The 17,921-nt window shown below is 67.7% G+C and carries 15 protein-coding genes; 7 read left to right on the forward strand and 8 right to left on the reverse strand.

What is annotated here, in order from left to right; genetic code table 11:
- Positions 1–2 precede the first annotated feature (2 nt).
- The 3 genes from BMZ69_RS04640 to BMZ69_RS04650 all read right to left on the reverse strand — a co-directional run bounded on the left by BMZ69_RS04640 (position 3) and on the right by BMZ69_RS04650 (position 4,374).
- On the reverse strand, positions 3–548 hold the full coding sequence (locus BMZ69_RS04640; RefSeq protein WP_092155325.1) for a (2Fe-2S)-binding protein: 546 nt from the start codon (positions 546–548) through the stop codon (positions 3–5).
- Positions 545–3,370 carry a xanthine dehydrogenase family protein molybdopterin-binding subunit gene (locus BMZ69_RS04645; protein WP_092155327.1) on the reverse strand — a complete coding sequence of 942 codons (2,826 nt, stop codon included), beginning with the start codon at positions 3,368–3,370 and terminating at the stop codon, positions 545–547. The genes BMZ69_RS04640 and BMZ69_RS04645 overlap by 4 nt, the downstream gene beginning before the upstream one ends.
- Before the next feature lie 131 nt (positions 3,371–3,501).
- Entirely contained in the window at positions 3,502–4,374 is an 873-nt protein-coding gene (locus tag BMZ69_RS04650; protein WP_092155329.1) for a MurR/RpiR family transcriptional regulator, read from the reverse strand.
- A 97-nt stretch (positions 4,375–4,471) separates the two neighbouring features.
- Between BMZ69_RS04650 and BMZ69_RS04655 the strand changes: the two genes are divergently transcribed.
- The 7 genes from BMZ69_RS04655 to BMZ69_RS04685 all read left to right on the forward strand — a co-directional run bounded on the left by BMZ69_RS04655 (position 4,472) and on the right by BMZ69_RS04685 (position 11,569).
- Positions 4,472–6,097: an ABC transporter substrate-binding protein gene (locus tag BMZ69_RS04655; protein ID WP_092155331.1), complete on the forward strand. Its 1,626-nt coding sequence runs from the start codon at positions 4,472–4,474 to the stop codon at positions 6,095–6,097.
- A 30-nt stretch (positions 6,098–6,127) separates the two neighbouring features.
- Positions 6,128–7,105, forward strand: coding sequence for an ABC transporter permease (locus tag BMZ69_RS04660; RefSeq protein ID WP_092155333.1), 978 nt, complete (start codon positions 6,128–6,130; stop codon positions 7,103–7,105).
- A complete protein-coding gene (locus BMZ69_RS04665; RefSeq protein WP_092155335.1) occupies positions 7,102–8,010 on the forward strand; it encodes an ABC transporter permease in 909 nt (302 codons plus the stop codon). The genes BMZ69_RS04660 and BMZ69_RS04665 overlap by 4 nt, the downstream gene beginning before the upstream one ends.
- Entirely contained in the window at positions 8,007–8,990 is a 984-nt protein-coding gene (locus BMZ69_RS04670) for an ABC transporter ATP-binding protein (protein ID WP_092155337.1), read from the forward strand. Before BMZ69_RS04665 ends, BMZ69_RS04670 begins: the two co-directional genes overlap by 4 nt.
- Positions 8,987–9,994, forward strand: a complete 1,008-nt coding sequence (locus BMZ69_RS04675) for an ABC transporter ATP-binding protein (RefSeq protein WP_092155339.1) — start codon at positions 8,987–8,989, stop codon at positions 9,992–9,994. Before BMZ69_RS04670 ends, BMZ69_RS04675 begins: the two co-directional genes overlap by 4 nt.
- Positions 9,991–10,866 carry an alpha/beta hydrolase family protein gene (locus BMZ69_RS04680; protein ID WP_092155341.1) on the forward strand — a complete coding sequence of 292 codons (876 nt, stop codon included), beginning with the start codon at positions 9,991–9,993 and terminating at the stop codon, positions 10,864–10,866. The genes BMZ69_RS04675 and BMZ69_RS04680 overlap by 4 nt, the downstream gene beginning before the upstream one ends.
- Before the next feature lie 73 nt (positions 10,867–10,939).
- A complete protein-coding gene (locus BMZ69_RS04685) occupies positions 10,940–11,569 on the forward strand; it encodes a Rossmann-fold NAD(P)-binding domain-containing protein (protein WP_092155343.1) in 630 nt (209 codons plus the stop codon).
- A gap of 9 nt (positions 11,570–11,578) precedes the next feature.
- Here BMZ69_RS04685 and BMZ69_RS04690 read toward each other — a convergent pair whose 3' ends face one another.
- The 5 genes from BMZ69_RS04690 to BMZ69_RS04710 form a co-directional block, all read right to left on the reverse strand.
- Positions 11,579–12,682 (reverse strand): siderophore-interacting protein, encoded by a 1,104-nt coding sequence (locus tag BMZ69_RS04690; protein WP_092155345.1) that lies wholly within the window; start codon positions 12,680–12,682, stop codon positions 11,579–11,581.
- 27 nt (positions 12,683–12,709) lie between these two features.
- Positions 12,710–13,834 carry an ABC transporter substrate-binding protein gene (locus tag BMZ69_RS04695; protein ID WP_092155347.1) on the reverse strand — a complete coding sequence of 375 codons (1,125 nt, stop codon included), beginning with the start codon at positions 13,832–13,834 and terminating at the stop codon, positions 12,710–12,712.
- Positions 13,834–14,679, reverse strand: a complete 846-nt coding sequence (locus BMZ69_RS04700) for an alpha/beta hydrolase (RefSeq protein ID WP_092155349.1) — start codon at positions 14,677–14,679, stop codon at positions 13,834–13,836. The genes BMZ69_RS04695 and BMZ69_RS04700 overlap by 1 nt, the downstream gene beginning before the upstream one ends.
- Positions 14,680–14,690: 11 nt before the next feature.
- Complete coding sequence (locus BMZ69_RS04705; protein ID WP_092155351.1) at positions 14,691–16,868, reverse strand: TonB-dependent siderophore receptor; 2,178 nt, start codon at positions 16,866–16,868, stop codon at positions 14,691–14,693.
- 149 nt (positions 16,869–17,017) lie between these two features.
- Positions 17,018–17,884, reverse strand: a complete 867-nt coding sequence (locus BMZ69_RS04710; protein WP_092155353.1) for a helix-turn-helix transcriptional regulator — start codon at positions 17,882–17,884, stop codon at positions 17,018–17,020.
- Between the last annotated feature and the right edge of the window lie 37 nt (positions 17,885–17,921).

Below are 17,921 nucleotides of genomic sequence, written 5' to 3' on the forward strand. Positions count from 1 at the left end.
CCTTACGCCTTCACCAAGCCGGGAGTTTTGAGGACGAGATCGCGGACCGCCTCGAAATAGCGGACATAGCCGGTGCAGCGGCAGATATGGCGGTCGAGCGCCTCGCTGATCACCTGTTCCAGCGCCTCGCGCCTGACCGGGTTACGCCTGAGCTGGTCGAGCAGCACCGTCGCGCCGGTGACGAAGCCGGGCGTGCAATAGCCGCACTGGAAGGAAAAGTGCTCGATGAAGGCCTGCTGGACCGGCGAGAGCTCGGTGATCGCGCCATTGGCGTCGCGCTTGGCCTGCCCTTCCACGGTCCTGATCTTGCGGCCGGCGAACCAGTGCGCGCCGGTGATGCAGGTGCGCATCTCCTCGAGCGAGCCATCCGCCTTCTCCAGCACCACGGTGCAGGCATGGCAGATGCCCTGGCCGCAGCCCATGCGCGAGCCGGTCAGATTCAGATACTCGTAGAGGAAGTCCTGCATCATCATCGTCTCGGGCACGTCGATCGGGCCGACGGCCTTGTCGTTGATGGTGAGGGAGAGCTGCTTGGTCGGAATCGTCATGCCAGCGCCTCTTTGATCCTCTCCGGCGTGAGCGGCAGGGTGTAGAAGCGCTTGCCGATGGCATGGGCGACGCCGTTCACGATCGCCGGCACCACTGCGATCATCACCACCTCGGCCATACCCTTGGGCGGATCGGTGTCGGAAAGCGGCGGCAGCACCTCCGCCGTCTGCTTCCAGACCGCGACGTCGTTCGAGGTCGGCAACTCGTAGCGGTTCCAGTTCCAGGTGCCGTCGCCCGGCCCGTCCTCATAGAGCGGCAGATACTCCTTCAGCGCGTGACCGATTCCCATGGCGAGCCCACCCTGGATCTGGCCAGAGACCAGCTCCGGCACGATCTGGTTACCGCATTCGAGGATGGAATGGTGCGAGAGCAGGCTGACCTCGCCACTGCCGGTGTCGACCACGATCTCGGCGAGCGTCGCCATCGGCGCGTAATAGGTGACGCCGGCATTGTTGCGCTGCGCCGGCGGGTAGGAGACCGAGGCGCGCTCGACAAAATGCCAACCGCCCTGCGTCATCAGCGCCTTGCGCTCGCTTGGGGCGCCGTCACCGTACTTCACCGACAGCGCATCGATGGCGAAGCGCCGCCGTCCTGTCCCTGGCAGCTCGAACTCGGCCTCGGCCCATTGCCAGCGATTGAAGCTGTGCACGGTGATGCCGGTGACGAGGCCGAGCCGGTGGGCCTCGGCCGCGATCTCGGCAAAGGCGAGCGGCTGCATCGCCGCCGCCGTCACCTTGCCGTTGACGACACGCAGATCCTCGCGGCGCACCGCTTCCGGCGCCATCTGGCCGCCGCCGATGCCGTGCGACCAGAGCGAGCGCGCCGCCGGCCAAACCGTGAGTTCGACTAGAATGCGCGCCGCCTCGCGCGTGGCGTGGCCGAGATAATAGACGCTGTTGGAGGCGCTCATCGGCGAGGTGAAGCTCGGCGTCCAGCGCGGATTGGCCATCCGCCTGTCTTCCTCCTCCTGCGAGAGCGTATAGGGCTCGTCGGTGGTCTCCAGCGGCATTTGCGGCCAGCGCACCTTGCCGAACACGGTCTCGTCCGGCTGCTTGCCGAGGATGGCGGCGGCCATCACCGCCTGCGAGGTCGTCGCGCCCGTGCCGATCTCATGCGCGACATGCGACAGCTTGAGGCGCCCGCCCGCATCGAATTCGAGCGCGCAGAGCGCGGCCTCCGCGCCGGTGCCGTAATCCTTGTGCACATGGCCGTAGCCGACGCCATATTTCTTACCGGGATTGGCTGCCTCGAACTCGGCCTTGCGCTTCTGCCGGTTCACCCAGAGCGGGTGCTTTTCCGCCTTGGCCAGGATCTCGTCATGGCGCAGCGCGCCCGAGGGGATCGCGCCCTGCGAGTTCTTCATGCCCGATTTCAGCGCGTTGCGCCGGCGGAACTCCATCGGGTCGAGACCAAGCGCCTCGGCAGCTTCGTCAACCATCATCTCGGTCGCCGCCATGGTCTGCAGCGTGCCGTAGCCGCGCATCGAGCCCGCATCGACCGCGCGGGAGGACAGGATCGCGGCGGAGAAATCGCTCTTCGGCAGATAGTAGATCGACTGCGCCGCCGTCGCCCCGACCGTTCCGACCGAGACCGAGAAGTTCTCGCGCCCGCCGCCATCGTTCTGGTAGCGCCCGGTCATCGCCCGGAACTTGCCGGTCTTGCGGTCGATCACCATGACCTTCTCCATCTGGAAGGCATGGCGCTTCAGCGCGGTCTGGAACTGCTCGTAGCGGTCGTTTGCGAGCCTGACCGGCCGTCCCTCGCCATAGAGGCCGGCGAGCACGCAGAAAAACGGGAAGAGGGCGTGGTCCTTGGTGCCGTAGCCGACCGTGTAGCCGATCCTGAGGTCGATGCTCCCGAGCGCGAACTGCGACTTCGCCAGCATATGGGCCGTCATCTCGGCCACCTCATGCGGCGACTGCGTCGCGATCAGCGCATGCAGCACGCCGGTGCCGCGCTCGTACCAGACATTGCCGTTGTCGGCCTCCATGGCGGAGGCGTCGGCCGACTGGGTCGAATAGGAGCGCCGCAGCACCAGCACGTCGTCGCCGGCATTGGCGATCTCGCGCTCGATCTCGGCCGCCGCCGCCATGCCGCGCGCCATCGCATCGCCCTCGCCGGCAGCAGGCCATTGCGGCTGCGTACCCTTGAAGCCGGCGCGGATCGTCGTGTCCTTCAACGCGGAATAGCGGTCCTCGGCGTCGGGATTGCCGCCATCGATCCGGACATAGCGCGCCGCGCCATAGGGGCCGGGCGTGGTCGAGGGACCTTCCGCGCCATAACGCACGACCTTGTCGTTGAAGCGCAGCTTGCGCTTGGCCGCGTCATAGCGGGCGAAGTCGTGATAGATCAGCATCGCGACGGGCTGGCCGAGCAGCCGGGCCGTCTGCCCTTTCGGCACGAAGAAGACGTCGCCATAGAAGCCCGGCCACGGCGCAGGCATCGCGACGCCGTCGGCGACGAGGTCCTCCTGCAGCACCAGCCGGTCCGGCTTGAGATCATCGCCGAGCAGGGACAGGTCGACGCCGTCGAAGACGCGGTCGACCCGCGTCGCGTGGAGCATGAAGGCGTGCGCCTGCTCCTTCGGCCAGCCATCGAGATCGCGGGCGCGATAGTCGCGGGTGAAGGTCTTGCCGCCGGTGACCTTGGCGATGGCGTCGAGCCGGTATTTCGGCTTGCCGCCGGAAAGCCAGCCGACGCCGGGACGCGGCGGCGTCTCGATCAGTTCGGCCTGTGTCGCGGAGGGCAGCAGGGAAATCTTGACGGCAATGCCGGCGGCGCCAATCTTGAGGAAGCTTCTGCGCGACAGAACCGTCTTCACGCGCGATCTCCCCCTGCTTTTCTGACGAGCACATCTCGTTTTCGCGAATCATTCTAAAAGCAGATAGCGGCCGCGTACATGGGATTATTGCTCGGCCTGGTTGTGCGATGCGGCAAAGAGTGAACCGAAGCCTAATAATGGAAGGTCCAGAGCAGGCTTTCACTCAGCCCCTTCAGGGCCTCGACCGCATCGGGACGCTCGCGCGCCAGCGTGGTGATCAGCGCGTCGGCCACGGCGAAGGCGGCGGTCGGCGAGTTCGGCAGGAAGCTGTTGCGGGCTGGGGCAAAGAAGGTCATGTCGGCCAGCGGCACCAGCGGCGATGACGGGCTGTCGGTCAGGGCGACCAGGACAGCGCCGCGCTTCTTGGCGAATTTGGCGAGCTCCAGCGTTGCACGCGAATAGCGCGGCAGCGAGATCGCGATGACGACGTCCTGCGGGCCGGCCGAGAGCATGTGGCGGACGGCGCGCTCGGGCCCGCCGCGCGAGGAGGCGAAGACGACCTCGGCGTCTAGGTAGAGCGCCAGCCCATCCTCCAGGAAAGCCCCGACATAGTGGCTGGCGCCGGAGCCGACGATGAAGATGCGGCGCGCCTTCAGCATCAGGCCGATGGCGCGGTTGACCGTCTTCTCCTCCAGCGTCGCGATCGCCTCGTCGAGATTGGCGGCCTCGCCCTTCAGCGTCGTCGCCATGGTGGCGAAGACCGATCCGGCAGTGGCGCGGGCGTCGGCGAGGCCCTCGACCGGCGCGAGCGCAACCTTCAGCGCCGTCGACAGCGCCGCGCGGAAGTCGCCATAATTGCGGTAGCCGAGTGCCCGGACGAAGCGGGTCACGGTCGCCGTCGAGGTGCCGCTCTTCTCGGCCAGCCCCTCGATCGTCACCGTCGCCGAGTCGAGCGGGCTCTGCAGCACGAAATCGGCTGCCTTGCGATGGCCCTCGCTCAGCGAGGGGTAGATCCGGGCGATGCGATTGGCCAGGTCCGTCGTCGGCTTCAGGGCGCGTGACATGGCTCTCCCGGTGATTGACGTCGGATCATTTTCATGTTTGCTACCGCGTGAAAATAAAGCTGTCAAAACTACCAGCCACGGGAACGGAGACCGACCGATGCGTCAGCGCGCATTCATCACCCTTCTGCTCGGCGCCAGCATGCTCAGCGCGAGTGCGCTCAGCGTTCCTGCCATGGCGCAGACCCTGCGCATCGCGCTCGCCTCCGAGCCGACCGCCGTCGACCCGCATTATCATGACCTCACCCCCAACAATGCACTGGCCCAGCACATCTTCGACAGTCTCGTGCGTCAGGACGAGAAGCAGGCGCTCCAGCCCGGCCTCGCCACCTCCTGGGAGAATGACGGCAAGAACCGCTGGACCTTCAAGCTGCGCCAGGGCGTCAAGTTCACCAATGGCCAGCCCTTCGGCGCGCAGGACGTGGTCTTCACCTTCTGCCGCACGCTGAAGAACGAGACCAAGGTCTCCGATTCCTTCGCCGACATCACCGGCAATTTCGCCAAGGTCGAGACGCCCGACGCGGGCACCCTGATCATCGAGACCAAGGAGCCGGAGCCGCTGCTGCCGAACCTGCTCTCGGGCCTGCCGATCCTCTCGGCCTCGATCGTCCAGCATGGCGGGATCAAATACGACATCGCCAGCAATTGCGGCGTCACCGGCCCCTGGCCGGCGGTCAACAATTTCAACGACGGCACGATGGCGATCGGCACCGGGCCGTACAAGCTGAAGTCCTATGTCCGCGGCTCGGCGATCGAGCTCGAGCGCAACGCCGACCATTGGGGCGGCCAGCAGCCCTGGGCGAGCGTGCGCTTCCTGCCGGTCACGAATGCCGGCCCGCGCCTCGCCGGCCTGCTCGCCGGCGACTACGACGTGATCGAGAACCCGGCAGCGCGCGATCTCGGCCGGATCAAGAGCGACAAGCGCTTCGGCTCGGTCATCACGCCCTCGACCCGCATCATCTATTTCCAGCTCGACGTCGCCCGCGACGAGAGCCCCTTCGTCAAGGCGCCCGACGGCAAAAACCCGCTGAAGGATGCCCGCGTGCGCAAGGCGATGTCGCTCGCCATCGACCGCGAGGCGATCGTCAAGCGCATCATGGACGGCGCCGCCGAGCCGGCCTACCAGTACCTGCCGACCGGCATGTTCGGCACGCTGCCGAACCCGCCCAAGCTGGCCTACGACCCGGCCACCGCCAAGAAGCTGCTGGCCGAGGCCGGCTATCCGAACGGCTTCCAGCTGACGCTGTCCTCGACGAACGACCGTTACATCAACGACAGCCAGATCACCCAAGCTGTCGCGCAATACCTGACCCAGATCGGCATCAAGACCGAAGTCGACGCTATGACGCGCGCGATCTACTTCCCGCGCCGCGCCAAGAAGGAATTCAGCGTCGCGATCGGCGGCTGGGGCTCGGCGACCGGCGAGGCCGCCTCCTTCCTGCGCCAGTGGCCGCCGACCCCGAACGAGGCCAAGACCCTCGGCGGCTCGAACTATGGCGGCTACAAGAACGACGAGTTCGACAAGGTGATCCGCGCCGCGGTCTCGACGCTCGACGACAAGAAGCGCGCCGAATTGTTGCAGCAGGCGATGAAGCTCGTCCTCGACGACGGCGCCTTCATCCCGCTCCATTTCGAAAGCGGCATCTGGGCCCACAAGGCCGAGCTCCAGGTCGTCGGTCGCGCCGACCAGTTCATGCTCGCCATGTCGGTGAAGCCGGCGAAGTAAGCCGGCGATCCCTTCCCCGAGGTTCGGCGCATGACCGCCTTCGTCTTGCAGCGGCTGATCCAGAGCGTGCTCGTGCTGCTCGCGGTCTCGATCGTGGTCTTCCTTGCCGTCTATGGCATCGGAGACCCGATCGAGCTCCTGGTCTCGCCCTCGGCCAGTGCGGCCGAGCGCGAGGCGCTGATCCGCCGCCTCGGCCTCGATCTGCCGGTCTGGCAGCAATATCTCACCTTCATGGCCAACGCCTTGAAGGGCGACCTCGGCCGCTCCTTCGTGCATGGCGTCCCGGCGCTGCAGCTGATCCTGCAGCGTTTGCCGGCGACCTTCGAGCTGGTGCTGCTGGCGATGACGCTGGCGCTCGTCGCCGGCATCCCGCTCGGGTTGATGGCGGGCCTGAACCCCGACAGCCGGAGCGCCCGCATCGTCATGGCCGGCACCGTGCTCGGCTTCTCGCTGCCGAGCTTCTGGAAGGGCATGATGCTGATCCTGCTCTTCGCCGTCTGGCTCGGCTGGCTGCCGACCGCCGGGCGCGGCGACACGGTCACGATCCTCGGCATCCAGACCAGCCTCCTGACGCTGGACGGGCTGCAGCACATCGCCTTGCCCGCCCTCAACCTGGCGATCCCGAACCTCGCTCTGATCATCCGGCTCGTCGCGGCCGGGACCACCGAGACGATGACGCAGGACTACGTCAAATACGCCCGCGCCAAGGGCGTGCGCCCCAGGCGCATCGTCAACCGGCACATCCTGCGCAACATCCTGATCCCGGTCGTCACCGTGGTCGGCGTCGAGTTCGGCAGCCTCGTCGCCTTCTCCACGATCACCGAGACCGTCTTCGCCTGGCCGGGCATGGGCAAGCTGCTGATCGACTCGGTCTACCAGCTCGATCGCCCGGTGGTCGTCGCCTACGTCCTCCTCGCGACGCTGCTCTTCGTCACTGTCAACTTCCTGGTCGACGTGCTCTATGCCGCGCTCGACCCGCGGGTGAAGCTCGCCGGAGAGCAGGCATGAGCCTCGACACTCCGCGCCTCGCCGGCCCCATCAAGGCCGACACGCCCTTACGCGAAAAGGTGCTGCGCCATCTGCGCAATCGCCCGACCACGCGCGGCGCCGCGATCCTGCTCGGGATCATGGTGACGCTCGCTTTGCTGGCTCCGTTCATCACGCCGCAGAACCCGCATGACCTCGGCTCGCTCAGCGTGATGGACAACCGGCTGGCACCGGGCGAACAGGGCATGAGCGGCTTCACCTTCTGGCTCGGCAGCGACGCGCAGGGCCGCGACATGCTGAGTGCCATCCTCTACGGGCTGCGCACCAGCCTGCTCGTCGGCCTCGCCTCGACCGTCGGCGCGCTCTCGATCGGCATCCTCGCCGGGCTCGCCGCGGCGCAGTTCGGCGGCATGGTCGACGCCGTCATCATGCGCGTCGTCGACTTCATGCTCGGCTTCCCCTCGATCCTGGTCGCGCTGGTGCTGCTCGCCTCGATCGGGCGCGGCGTCGACAAGGTCATCCTCGCCATCGTGCTGGTGCAATGGGCGCAATATGCTCGTCTGATGCGGGCGGCGGCGCTGGTCGAGCGGCGCAAGGAATATATCGAGGCGGCCGTCAATTTCGGCCTGCCGACCCGCCACATCATGCTGGCGCATCTCCTGCCAAACTCGGTCGGTTCAGTGCTCGTCGTAGCCAGCATCAGCATCGCCTCGGCGATCACGCTGGAGGCGACGCTCTCCTTCCTCGGCGTCGGCGTGCCGGTAACGCAGCCTTCGCTCGGCCTGCTCATCGCCAACGGCTTCGAATTCCTGCTCTCCGGCGAATACTGGATCGCCGTCTTCCCCGGCATCGCGCTCGTGCTCCTGATCATGTCGCTCAATCTCGTCGGCGATCGCCTGCGCCGCAGCTTCAACGTGCGCGCATGAACGACGCCCCTCTCCTCTCCGTGCGCGGCCTCAAGACCGTGTTCCATGCGCAGGACGGCGCCTGGCCGGCGGTCGACGGCGTCGATTTCAGCGTCGCCAAGGGCGAGGTGCTCGGCCTCGTCGGCGAATCCGGCTCGGGCAAATCGGTCACCGGCTTCTCGCTGGTGCAGTTGATCGATCCGCCGGGCGAGGTCGTCGCGGGCGAGGTGCTGTTCGACGGCGGCGATCTGCGCGCCGCCTCGCCGGAGCGCCTGCGCCAGCTGCGCGGCGACCGGATCGCGATGATCTTCCAGGACCCGCTGATGACGCTGAACCCGGTGCTCAGCATCGGCGAGCAGATGAGCGAGGCGATCCTCGAACATCGCGCCTGCAGCCGGCAGGAGGCGCTCGAAAAGGCCGCCAAGGCGCTGACGCGTGTCGGCATCTCCTCACCGGAGGCACGCCTGAAGCAGTACCCGCACGAATTCTCCGGCGGCATGCGCCAGCGCGTCGCGATCGCGACCGCCCTCCTGAACGATCCCGACCTGATCATCGCCGACGAGCCGACCACCGCGCTCGACGTCACCATCCAGGCGCAGATCCTCTACGAGGTGCAGAAGCTTTCGCGCGAGAGCGGCGCCGCGGTGATCTGGATCACTCATGATCTCGCCGTCGTCGCCGAACTCGCCGACCGGGTGGCGGTGATGTATGCCGGCCGCATCGTCGAGATCGGCGATGTCGAGACCGTGCTCGACCGGCCGCGCCATCCCTATACGCTCGGCCTGCTCAACTCCTCCGCGACTATGGTCGAGCCGGGCGAGCGCCTGCACCAGATCGACGGCATGGCGCCGCGCATCGACTCGCGGCCTTCCGGTTGCCCTTTCCGGCCGCGCTGCGAGCGGGCCTTGCCGGTCTGCGCCGAGAGCGATCCGCAGCCGCAGGCTCATGACGGCCGCACCTTGCGCTGCCACAACCCCGTGCCGGATCAGGTGGCGGCATGAGCGAGACCCTGTTCGAGCTGCGCGGTGTCTGCAAATATTTCCGCGGCAAGGCCAACATGGCCGAGCGTATCCTGACCGCGATCGGCAAGCATCCGTCGCCTGCGACACTGAAGGCGGTCGACGGCGTCGATCTCAGCGTCCGCAAGGGCGAGGTGCTCGGCCTCGTCGGCGAATCCGGCTGCGGCAAGTCGACCCTGGCGCGCATCGCCACCGGCATCCTGCCGCCGACCGAGGGCGAGGTCGTCTACAAGGGGCGCTCGGCCGCGGCGCTGAAGGGCAAGGACCGACTCGATTATCTGCTGAAGGTGCAGATGATCTTCCAGGACCCCTATGCCTCGCTCGATCCGCGCATGCGGGTGAGCCGCATCGTCGGCGAGGCGCTTTCGGTCCACAAGCTGGTGCCGAAGGCCGAGATCGACAGCGCTGTCGACAGGGCGCTGAGCGAGGTCGGGCTCGACCTCGCCTATCGCGAGCGTTACCCGCACCAGTTCTCCGGCGGCCAGCGCCAGCGCATCGGCATCGCCCGCGCGCTGGCGGTGAAGCCCGATTTCCTGGTCTGCGACGAGCCGGTCTCGGCGCTCGACGTCTCGATCCAGGCGCAGGTGATCAACCTGTTCATGGATGTGCGCGAGCGGCACGGGCTGACCTATCTCTTCGTCAGTCATGATCTCGGCCTCGTCCGCCATATCAGCGACCGCGTCGCGATCATGTATCTCGGCCGTATCGTCGAGATCGGCAGCGCGACCGCGATCTTCGCCGAGCCGGCGCATCCCTATAGCGCCGCTTTGATCAAGGCGATCCCGTCGGCGGCACGGCGCAAGAGCAGCTTCCAGCCGCTCAAGGGCGAATTGCCCTCGCCGCTGGCCCCGCCGCCCGGCTGCCCCTTCCACCCGCGCTGCGAGCACGCCATGGCGGTCTGCCGCGAGGTCCGCCCGGACCTCAAGGAGATCGCGCCCGGCCGCAGCGCTGCCTGCCATTTGCACACGACTGCGAAAGCCGCATGAGCACGACGCTTACTCTCGATCCGCCGCAGGGCCGCAGCACCCTGCCCTTCATCGACGCCCGCCATCCGCAGCGACCGCTGGACGTCAATTTCTACCGGCCGGCGCGTCATCGCCCGGACGACGAGGTCGTCTTCGTCCAGCACGGCATGCTGCGCAATGGCGATGATTATCGCGATTTCTGGATCGACGCGGCCGAGACGCACGACCTCCTGATTGTCGCCCCGACCTTCGGCAACGAGCACTTCCCCAAGGCGGAGGGATACAATAACGGCCTCGTCATCGGCGAGGACGGCACGGTCGCCGCGCAGGACGATTGGCTCTACGCCGTGCCGGGCCGCGTGCTCGCGGCTTTGCGCCAGGCCGGCGTCACCACGCGCGACAAGGTCAGGCTGTTCGGCCATTCCGCCGGCGGCCAGTTCGTCCACCGCCTGCTGGCGACGCAAAGCGAGACACCCTTCGAGACCGCTTTCGCCGCCAATTCCGGCTGGTACACGCTGCCGACGCTGGAGCGGCGCTTTCCGGAAGGGCTCGGCGGGCTCGGCCTCGGCGAGACGGAGCTGGCACGCTGGCTGGCCTGGCCGATGGTGATCTTCGCCGGCGACCAGGACATCGTCACCAACGATCCGAACCTCCCGGCGCAAGCCGAAGCGCTGGCGCAGGGGGCGATGCGCTATGCCCGTGCCCATTTCATGCTGGATTTCGCCAAAACGGAAGCGGCCAGGCGCGGCCTGCCCTGCAACTGGACGCTGATCACGGTGCCCGGCATCGGCCATGACGGCGCTGCGATGTCGCGCGCGGCAGCGGCCTGGTGGTACGAAGGGCGCATTCCGTCGGTGGAAGAGCTGCAACCTCAGGCCACCGCCGTCGCCTGAGACACCGGAGGCTCGACCGGCCTCTTCCGATCTGCGACATCTGGCCTCCGATCATTGGTGGAGGCTGATCGCAATGAAGCTGCTGCTGGCGGGAGCGACGGGGCTGGTCGGCGGCCATGTGCTGGCGCAGGCGCTCGCCGATCCGCGCATCGATGCGGTGATCGCGCCCGTGCGCCGTGCCCTGCCGGCGCATCCGAAGCTGCTGGCGCCGACCGTCGATTTCGAAGCGCTGCCCGAGGATGCGCCCTGGTGGGCGGCGGATGCAGCGATCTCAGCGCTCGGCACGACCATCCGCAAGGCTGGCTCGCAGGAGGCCTTTCGGCGGGTCGATCACGGCTACCAGCTCGCCGTCGCCCGGCTCGCCAGCCGGCACGGCACCCCGGTCTTCGTCCTGAACTCGGCGCTCGGTGCCGATCCGGCCTCGCGCATCTTCTACAGCCGGGTGAAGGGCGAGCTGGAGCGTGACCTCGCCGGCCTCGACTTCGCCTCACTCACTTTCGTCAGGCCGGGCCTGATCGGTGGCGAGCGACTGGAAAGTCGTCCGGCCGAGCGCGCCGCACTCGTCCTGCTCGGCATCCTCGGCCCGGTGCTGCCGCGCGCCTGGCGCATCAATCCGGCCAAGCGCATCGCCGCCGCCATGATCGAGGCCGCCATCGCGGCGAAGCCCGGGACGCATGTCGTCACCTCGGCGGAGTTGGTCTAAGCAAGCCGCCTACGCGGCCTTGCGCTTCTCTGCCGCGTGCTGCTCTTCCGAGACACCGGCGCGCCAGTAGCTGACGACGAGATGCGCGTCGACCTCGGCACGCAGGTATTGGCGCGCCGCGGCCCGGATCTCGCGGAAGGCGGCATGCTCGCAGGCGGCCCAGAGATAAAGGCTGCCCTCGCCGGCCGGCCACTCCAGCGTCGCCAATGCGTCGGTCAGCAGGCTCGTCGAGCCCGGCGCCGCGCCGTCGCGATGGAGCCAGCGCAAGCTGAACCCCTCCGGCATGGTCAGGGACTGACGCTCGGCGGCATCGGCGATCTCGACCAGCGCGAGACCGGACGTACCCGCCGGCAGATGCTCCAGCATCCGCGCGAGCGCCGGCAGGCCGGTCTCGTCGGCGAGGAAAAGGTAGCGCTGCGCCTGCTTCAGCCCGCGTCCGCCCGGCCCGGCCATGCCGATGCGGTCACCGAGCTGAACCCGCGCCGCGAAGGCCGAACCCGGCCCGGCATCGTCATGCAGCACGAAATCGATGGCGAGCGTGCCGGCCGCGGCGTCGATCTCGCGGATCGTGTATTTGCGCACCGCCGGCCGCTGCTCGGGTGGCGGCGTCTGCAGCAGGCCGTCCGCGCCGATCATCGGCCAGACCGGCTCGGCAAGGCCTGCCGGCGGGATGAACAGGCGCACATGCAGCGCTTCCAGCGAGTCGTAGCGGGCAAGGTCCTCGCCGCGGAAGCGGATGCGGCGCATATGCGGCGTCAATTGCTCGACGCCGGTCACGCTCAGCACGCGGAAATCCGGCGGCAGCATCGGCTCGGCGCCGTCCCCGCTCCAGTGGATCGCCGGCGCGGTTCCTTCCGGCGCGAACTCGACGACATGGCTCGCGATCGCGAACCTGCTGCCTTGCAGTTGGGCGAGATCGGGAGCCTCGATCACAACGGAGAGCGCGCCAGGCTCCACGGTCAACTCCGCCCGGCTCTCGCCGAAGCCGATCGTCGTCACGCCGTCAGCTTCACTCACCTCCGCCTCATGCTCACGCATGTGCTCGCAGAGCGGACGCAGCACGGCAGCGGGATCGGGCAGGGCGATACGCGTTTCAGCGCGAAGCATGGTCATTGGGGTATCCTGTCGCTGCCCTGGCTTTCAGGGCTTGGCCTGACCGGCGCTCTCGATCCAGAGCGCGCCGTCGAGCGGGATCGCCGAGAAGTGGCGGGAGATCTCGTCCAGCGTCACCTGCGGGTCGACATCGGCGAAGCGGTCGGGGTGGAACCATTTCGCCAGCCGCTCAATGGCGACGATATGGAGTGGGGTGTCGTTGAACAGCTGCCAGAGCCCATAGGCCCGGTGATTGCGCACCGCGGCGAGCGCAGCGATACCGGGCCGGCCCAGTAGCGCCGCAAAGGTGGGCGCCGCGGTCTCGCGGGAGACGCCGAGACCGAGGACGAGACCATTGAGCTTGGCCAGATGCGTGCCACCGGTCCCGACATAAATCGCGGGATCGGCGGCCAGCAATTGCTCGAGGCTGATCTGCCCGCTCGCGCCCGGCAGCATCGCGGCGGCGATATTGCGGCCGCCGGCCGCCGTGATGAAGTCGTCGAAAGTGCCCTTGCCCGGCGTCGGACAGCAATCGAAGCCGCCGGCATGGGCATGCATGAAGACAGCCGGACGTTCCGCGCCGCGCACGCGTTCCTCGATCAGGCGACGGCGCTCCTGGTAGAAGCGGATATAGGCCTCAGCCTGCTCTTGGCGGCCGATCAGCTTGCCGAGGATGCGCAGGCTCGGCAGCGTGTCGCGCATCGGCTGCAGGTAGAAATCGACCACGGCGACCTTGATGCCGGCCGCCTCGAAACGCTGGACGAGATCGCCCGGTCCGCGCCGCGTGCCGGCGAGCGAGGAGCTGAGGATCACAAGGTCCGGTGACAGCGACACCGCCTTCTCGAAGGAGAAACCGTCCTGCGTGCCGCCGTCGCCGACGGTCGGCACGCTCTCGATCACCGGGAACTTGGCACGGTAGCGGGCATAGGCGTCGGGGTTTTGGCGGCGATGATCGGCGCCCCAGCCGGCCAGCAGGCTGATCGGGTCGGGATGGATCAGGCCAAGCGCATTGAGCTGGCGCCCCTGCGCCAGCACGATCCGCTTCGCAGGAGCCGGCAAAGTCACGCTGCGCCCGAGCAGGTCGGTCACGGTGACGGGCTCGGCGCGGGCGGGCAGCGCCAGCGCCGACAGCAGCGCGCCGACCACGAGCAGCAACCGCGACAGCGAAGCCATCATGGAGTCTCCCTTTCGCCGAGCGTGAAAGCGACCGCGCGCGACAGCATGGCCGGAAGCACGGAGATGTGGTTCTCGCCGGCGAAGACCACGTGCTCGCAGGCGACCCGCCCGGAGGCGGTCAGCGCCTCAGCCATCTCGGTGGCATTGTCGAGCATCCGCGCCATGCGCAGGCGGGCTGCCCGCTGCGGATCGCGCTGCTCGTCGCCGCTCTGCTCCTCTCCGCCGACGGTGATCAGCAGGCGCGGCGACATCGCGGCTGCAGGCGAGTTCAGGAATCGCTCGCGCGTCGTCAGGATGACGCGGTCATCCCACCAGATCGACGGGCTGCCGGCGACATGGCTGCGGAACAGGCCGGGCCGCGTGAACAGCGCGTAGAGGGCGAAAAGCCCGCCGAAGGAATGGCCGGCCAGCGACAGCCGCGCCCGGTCGATCGGCGCGAGCCGTTCGATCTGGGCCAGGATCGTATCGGCGATCAGATCCAGAAAGCGCTCGGCGCCGCCATCTGTGGGCAGCAGGTCCTGTCGGCGCCGCTCGGCATCGAAGGGCGCCGCACCGGGATAGCCGATGCCGAGGATGATCGCAGGGCCGACACCGGTCACCTCGGGGCGCGCCGCCTGCAGCCGCGCGGCGGAGAGCGCGGTCGGGAACAGTGCATCGCCGTCGACCAGGATCAGGACGGGAAAGCCATTCGGCGGAGCCGGCTCGGGCGGGATCGCGACCAGCAACCGGTACTGCGCCCCGTTCCGCGCAGTGAAGTCGAGGCTGTGCGCATGCGGCAGCTCGACCGGCCGGAGAGCCAGGGCTTCATGTCCCGCAAACGCACTCCGCTCCGGCCGCAGCATCCCGCCTGCCCTCACCAGCGATAGGACAGGGTCGCCAGCACGGTGCGGCGCAGGCCGAAGGAGCACTGCACGGCGCCGTAGCAGCCCGCGACATACTCCTTGTCGAACAGGTTCTGCGCGTTGACCTGCACCTTCCAGCCCTTCATCGCGGCATTGGCAGCGCCGAGATCATAGCTGATCGCGGCATCGACCATCGTGTAGTCGTCGGTGAAGAAGGTGTTGCCGGGATCGCCCGCGCCCTTGCCGACATAGCGCACGCCGGCTCCGAGGCCGAGACCTGCGAACAGGCCGGTCTTGAAGGTATAGTGCGCCCAGAGCGAAGCCATGTGACGCGGCACCACCGTCGGCCGCTTGTGGAGATCGACGCCGGTGCTCTTGGTCACCTCGGCGTCAGTGAAGGTATAGGCCGCGATCAGATCGAGATTGTCGAAGAGCGTCGCCCGCGCCTCGATCTCGGCGCCGCGCGCCCTAACCTCGCCGGTCTGGATCTGGAAACCGGGATTGGCGAGGTCCGCGGTCTGCACATTGGTCTGCGTCAGCTGGTAGACCGCCGCCTGCAGGAAGGCGTTGTAGCCCGGCGGCTGATACTTGAAGCCAGCCTCGTACTGCTCGCCCTCGGTCGGCTTGAAGGCGACGCGGTTGAAGGTCGTGCCCGGCACCGGCTCGAACGAGGTCGCGTAGCTGGCATAGGGCGCAAAGCCGTTGTCGAAATTGTACATCAGCGCGACGCGGCCGGTATTGGCGGTGTCGTCCTGCTTGGTCAGCGCGCCGTTGACCAGGTTGCGCGTGCGCGTCATCGCCCGGTCGAAGCGGCCACCGACCACCAGCGAGAGCCGATCGAGCTTGATCTGGTCCTGGATATAGACGCCGTACTGCTGCGCGACCTGCCCCGTCCCCGGTACCGCCGGCACCGCGAAGGGCCTGCGGCCATAGACCGGGTTGAAGGCGTCTAGCGTCTGCACGGTGCCGCCGGCGCCGGTAAAGGCGGTGCCATCGCTCCAGTAGCCGTCGACGCCGAACAGCACCTTGTGGGTCAGCGCGCCCGTGCGGAAATCGGCCTGGAGCTGGTTGTCGATGCCAAAAGTCTGCGCCTTCTCGTTCGAGGCGGTGACACGGCGGGTCAGCGTGCGCTGGTCGGCGCCCAGCGAGGCGGCCGCGACCGTCCGGTTGCGCGATTCCAGATCGCTGTAGCGGACGTTCTGGCGAACGCTGAAGACGTCGTTGAAGCGATGCTCGAAGGCATAGCCGAGCGTCAGATGGTTGCGGCTATAGCCTTCATAGCTCGGCTCGCCCGGGAAGAAGTTGCTGCGGATCTTGCCATTGCGGTTCGGCAGCGCGGTCCCGACCGAGGGGATGAAGCCGTAGAAGCCGGTCTCCGGATCGCGCTGGAACGAGGTCAGCAGCGTCAGGCTGGTCGCGGCATTGGGCTGGAAGGTGACGGAAGGCGCGATGTAGAGGCGCTCCTCCTTGGTGAAGTCGACCTGGGTGTCGGCGGCCCGGCCGAGCCCGACGATGCGGTAGAGGATCGTCTTGTCGGGCGTCACCGGCCCGCCGATGTCGAAGGCGAGCTGCTTGCGCTCGAAGCTGCCGAACTGGACCTGGACCTCGCCGTGAGCCACGTCGCGCGGGCGCTTGCTGACCATCTCGATCAGGCCGCCCGGCTTGAGCTGGCCGAAGATCACCGAGGCCGGGCCGCGGATCACCTCGACCCGCTCCAGCCCCCACGGATCGACCGCCGGCACCAGGAAGTTGACGCCGCGCTGCAACCTCAGGCCGTCGAGCATGTTGACGAAGCCTGCGCTGCCGCCGCTGCCGCCGAAGCCGCGGATGAAGACGCTGTCATAGCGGCCCATCGACAGGCGCGTCTCGCCGAGCACGCTGGCCGAATAGCGCAGCGCCTGGCTGACGCTCTGCGCGCCCTGGTCGTCCATCTGCTGGCGGGTGACGACGGTAACCGATTGCGGCGTCTCGATCAGCGGCGTGTCGGTCTTGGTCGCGCTCTCGCTGCGCCGCGCGACATAGCCGTTGACCGGTCCGCTGGCCCGTTCGCCCTGAACCTCGATCGTATCGAGGCTGACCGCTTCGCCGCTCTGTGCGAGCACGGCGCTCGGCCAGGCCGCGATGACCGCGCCGAGGGCGACGCCAACCGCCAAGGCGGCGCGATTGCCGATGATCAGAACTCCAGCCATGCCCACACTCTCGCCCCTTCGCCGTCCTGGCGACCCATTGGCAGGGTTCTTTCAGCAAGCGGGCTGGGCGGGCAACGGCGTCGGCTTTCGATTGCGGCAGTATTTCTTTCGGCGCAGTTTCGAGCCTTTCCAGCTCTGAAACAGATACCTCACCGCAGCGCGCTCGGCGGCATGCCGAAGCGCTTGCGGAACAGGCTGGAGAAATGCGCCGGAGTGTAGCCGACGCGAAAGGCCGCCTCGGCGATGCTCGCCTCGCCTTCGGCGATCAGCGCATGCGCCTGCTGCAGCCGCTGCTCCTGCAGATAGCCGAAGACGCTGGTGCCGAACTCGGCGCGGAAGGCGGAGGTCAGCTTGGTCGGGTTGAGGCCGGTCGCACGGGCGAGCTCGGCGAGGCTGGGCGGCTCCTGCATCGCTGCGACCAGTATGTCCCTGACCGCATGGACCTGCTCGCGCGTTCGGACCGGGAGACGCGCCGGCCGCAAGGGCGGCTGGCCGACGATCCGGTCGAGCGCCATGGCGGTCAGCTCCAGCGTCTTGCCGGCAAGATAGAGCCGCCGCAGCGGCGCCGCCACCGGCGCCTGCGCGATCTGGAGGGCGAGGGCGCAAAGATCGGCATCGGCCGGGCGCACCCAGATGCCGGCATCGCCCGCCCCTGCCAGTGCGAACAATTGCTGCATCGGCGCGGCGAATTCCCGCTCGACGAAGTCGAGGTCGAACTGCATCAGCACGCAGCGGACCATGCCGCCGCTGAGACCGGTGCGCTGCTGGACATGGTCGCCGACATTGGCGGTGACCAGCAGCGCCGGCCCGCGGACCATGACCGCAGGCTGGTCGTCGATCTCCAGGGATTGCCGTCCGTCGAGCATGACCGCGATCTTGAGGCCCCGACGCATCGGCCCGGTGATGCGCTCGCCTTCGGGAATCGGAAATGTCCCGGCCGACAGCGACAGCTGCCGCGAGAACAGCGGCAGGCCTACCAAGGATTCAGAGTCGGACAGGGTCTTGATGGCGTTCACCCGTACAGCATAGTTCAATCGCCTCTGGCCTCAAGAC

Origin of the sequence: Allobosea sp. CRIB-10 (genome assembly GCF_900112185.1) — a bacterium.
GTDB lineage: Bacteria > Pseudomonadota > Alphaproteobacteria > Rhizobiales > Beijerinckiaceae > Allobosea.

Bases quoted from the DNA above. Each gene is read 5' to 3' on its own strand.
- BMZ69_RS04700 (WP_092155349.1), bottom strand. From the start codon at position 14,679: ATGCTGCGGCCGGAGCGGAGTGCGTTTGCGGGACATGAAGCCCTGGCT.
- BMZ69_RS04695 (WP_092155347.1), bottom strand. From the start codon at position 13,834: ATGGCTTCGCTGTCGCGGTTGCTGCTCGTGGTCGGCGCGCTGCTGTCG.
- BMZ69_RS04660 (WP_092155333.1), top strand. From the start codon at position 6,128: ATGACCGCCTTCGTCTTGCAGCGGCTGATCCAGAGCGTGCTCGTGCTG.
- BMZ69_RS04675 (WP_092155339.1), top strand. From the start codon at position 8,987: ATGAGCGAGACCCTGTTCGAGCTGCGCGGTGTCTGCAAATATTTCCGC.
- BMZ69_RS04690 (WP_092155345.1), bottom strand. From the start codon at position 12,682: ATGACCATGCTTCGCGCTGAAACGCGTATCGCCCTGCCCGATCCCGCT.
- BMZ69_RS04670 (WP_092155337.1), top strand. From the start codon at position 8,007: ATGAACGACGCCCCTCTCCTCTCCGTGCGCGGCCTCAAGACCGTGTTC.
- BMZ69_RS04640 (WP_092155325.1), bottom strand. From the start codon at position 548: ATGACGATTCCGACCAAGCAGCTCTCCCTCACCATCAACGACAAGGCC.
- BMZ69_RS04665 (WP_092155335.1), top strand. From the start codon at position 7,102: ATGAGCCTCGACACTCCGCGCCTCGCCGGCCCCATCAAGGCCGACACG.
- BMZ69_RS04680 (WP_092155341.1), top strand. From the start codon at position 9,991: ATGAGCACGACGCTTACTCTCGATCCGCCGCAGGGCCGCAGCACCCTG.
- BMZ69_RS04705 (WP_092155351.1), bottom strand. From the start codon at position 16,868: ATGGCTGGAGTTCTGATCATCGGCAATCGCGCCGCCTTGGCGGTTGGC.
- BMZ69_RS04650 (WP_092155329.1), bottom strand. From the start codon at position 4,374: ATGTCACGCGCCCTGAAGCCGACGACGGACCTGGCCAATCGCATCGCC.
- BMZ69_RS04655 (WP_092155331.1), top strand. From the start codon at position 4,472: ATGCGTCAGCGCGCATTCATCACCCTTCTGCTCGGCGCCAGCATGCTC.
- BMZ69_RS04685 (WP_092155343.1), top strand. From the start codon at position 10,940: ATGAAGCTGCTGCTGGCGGGAGCGACGGGGCTGGTCGGCGGCCATGTG.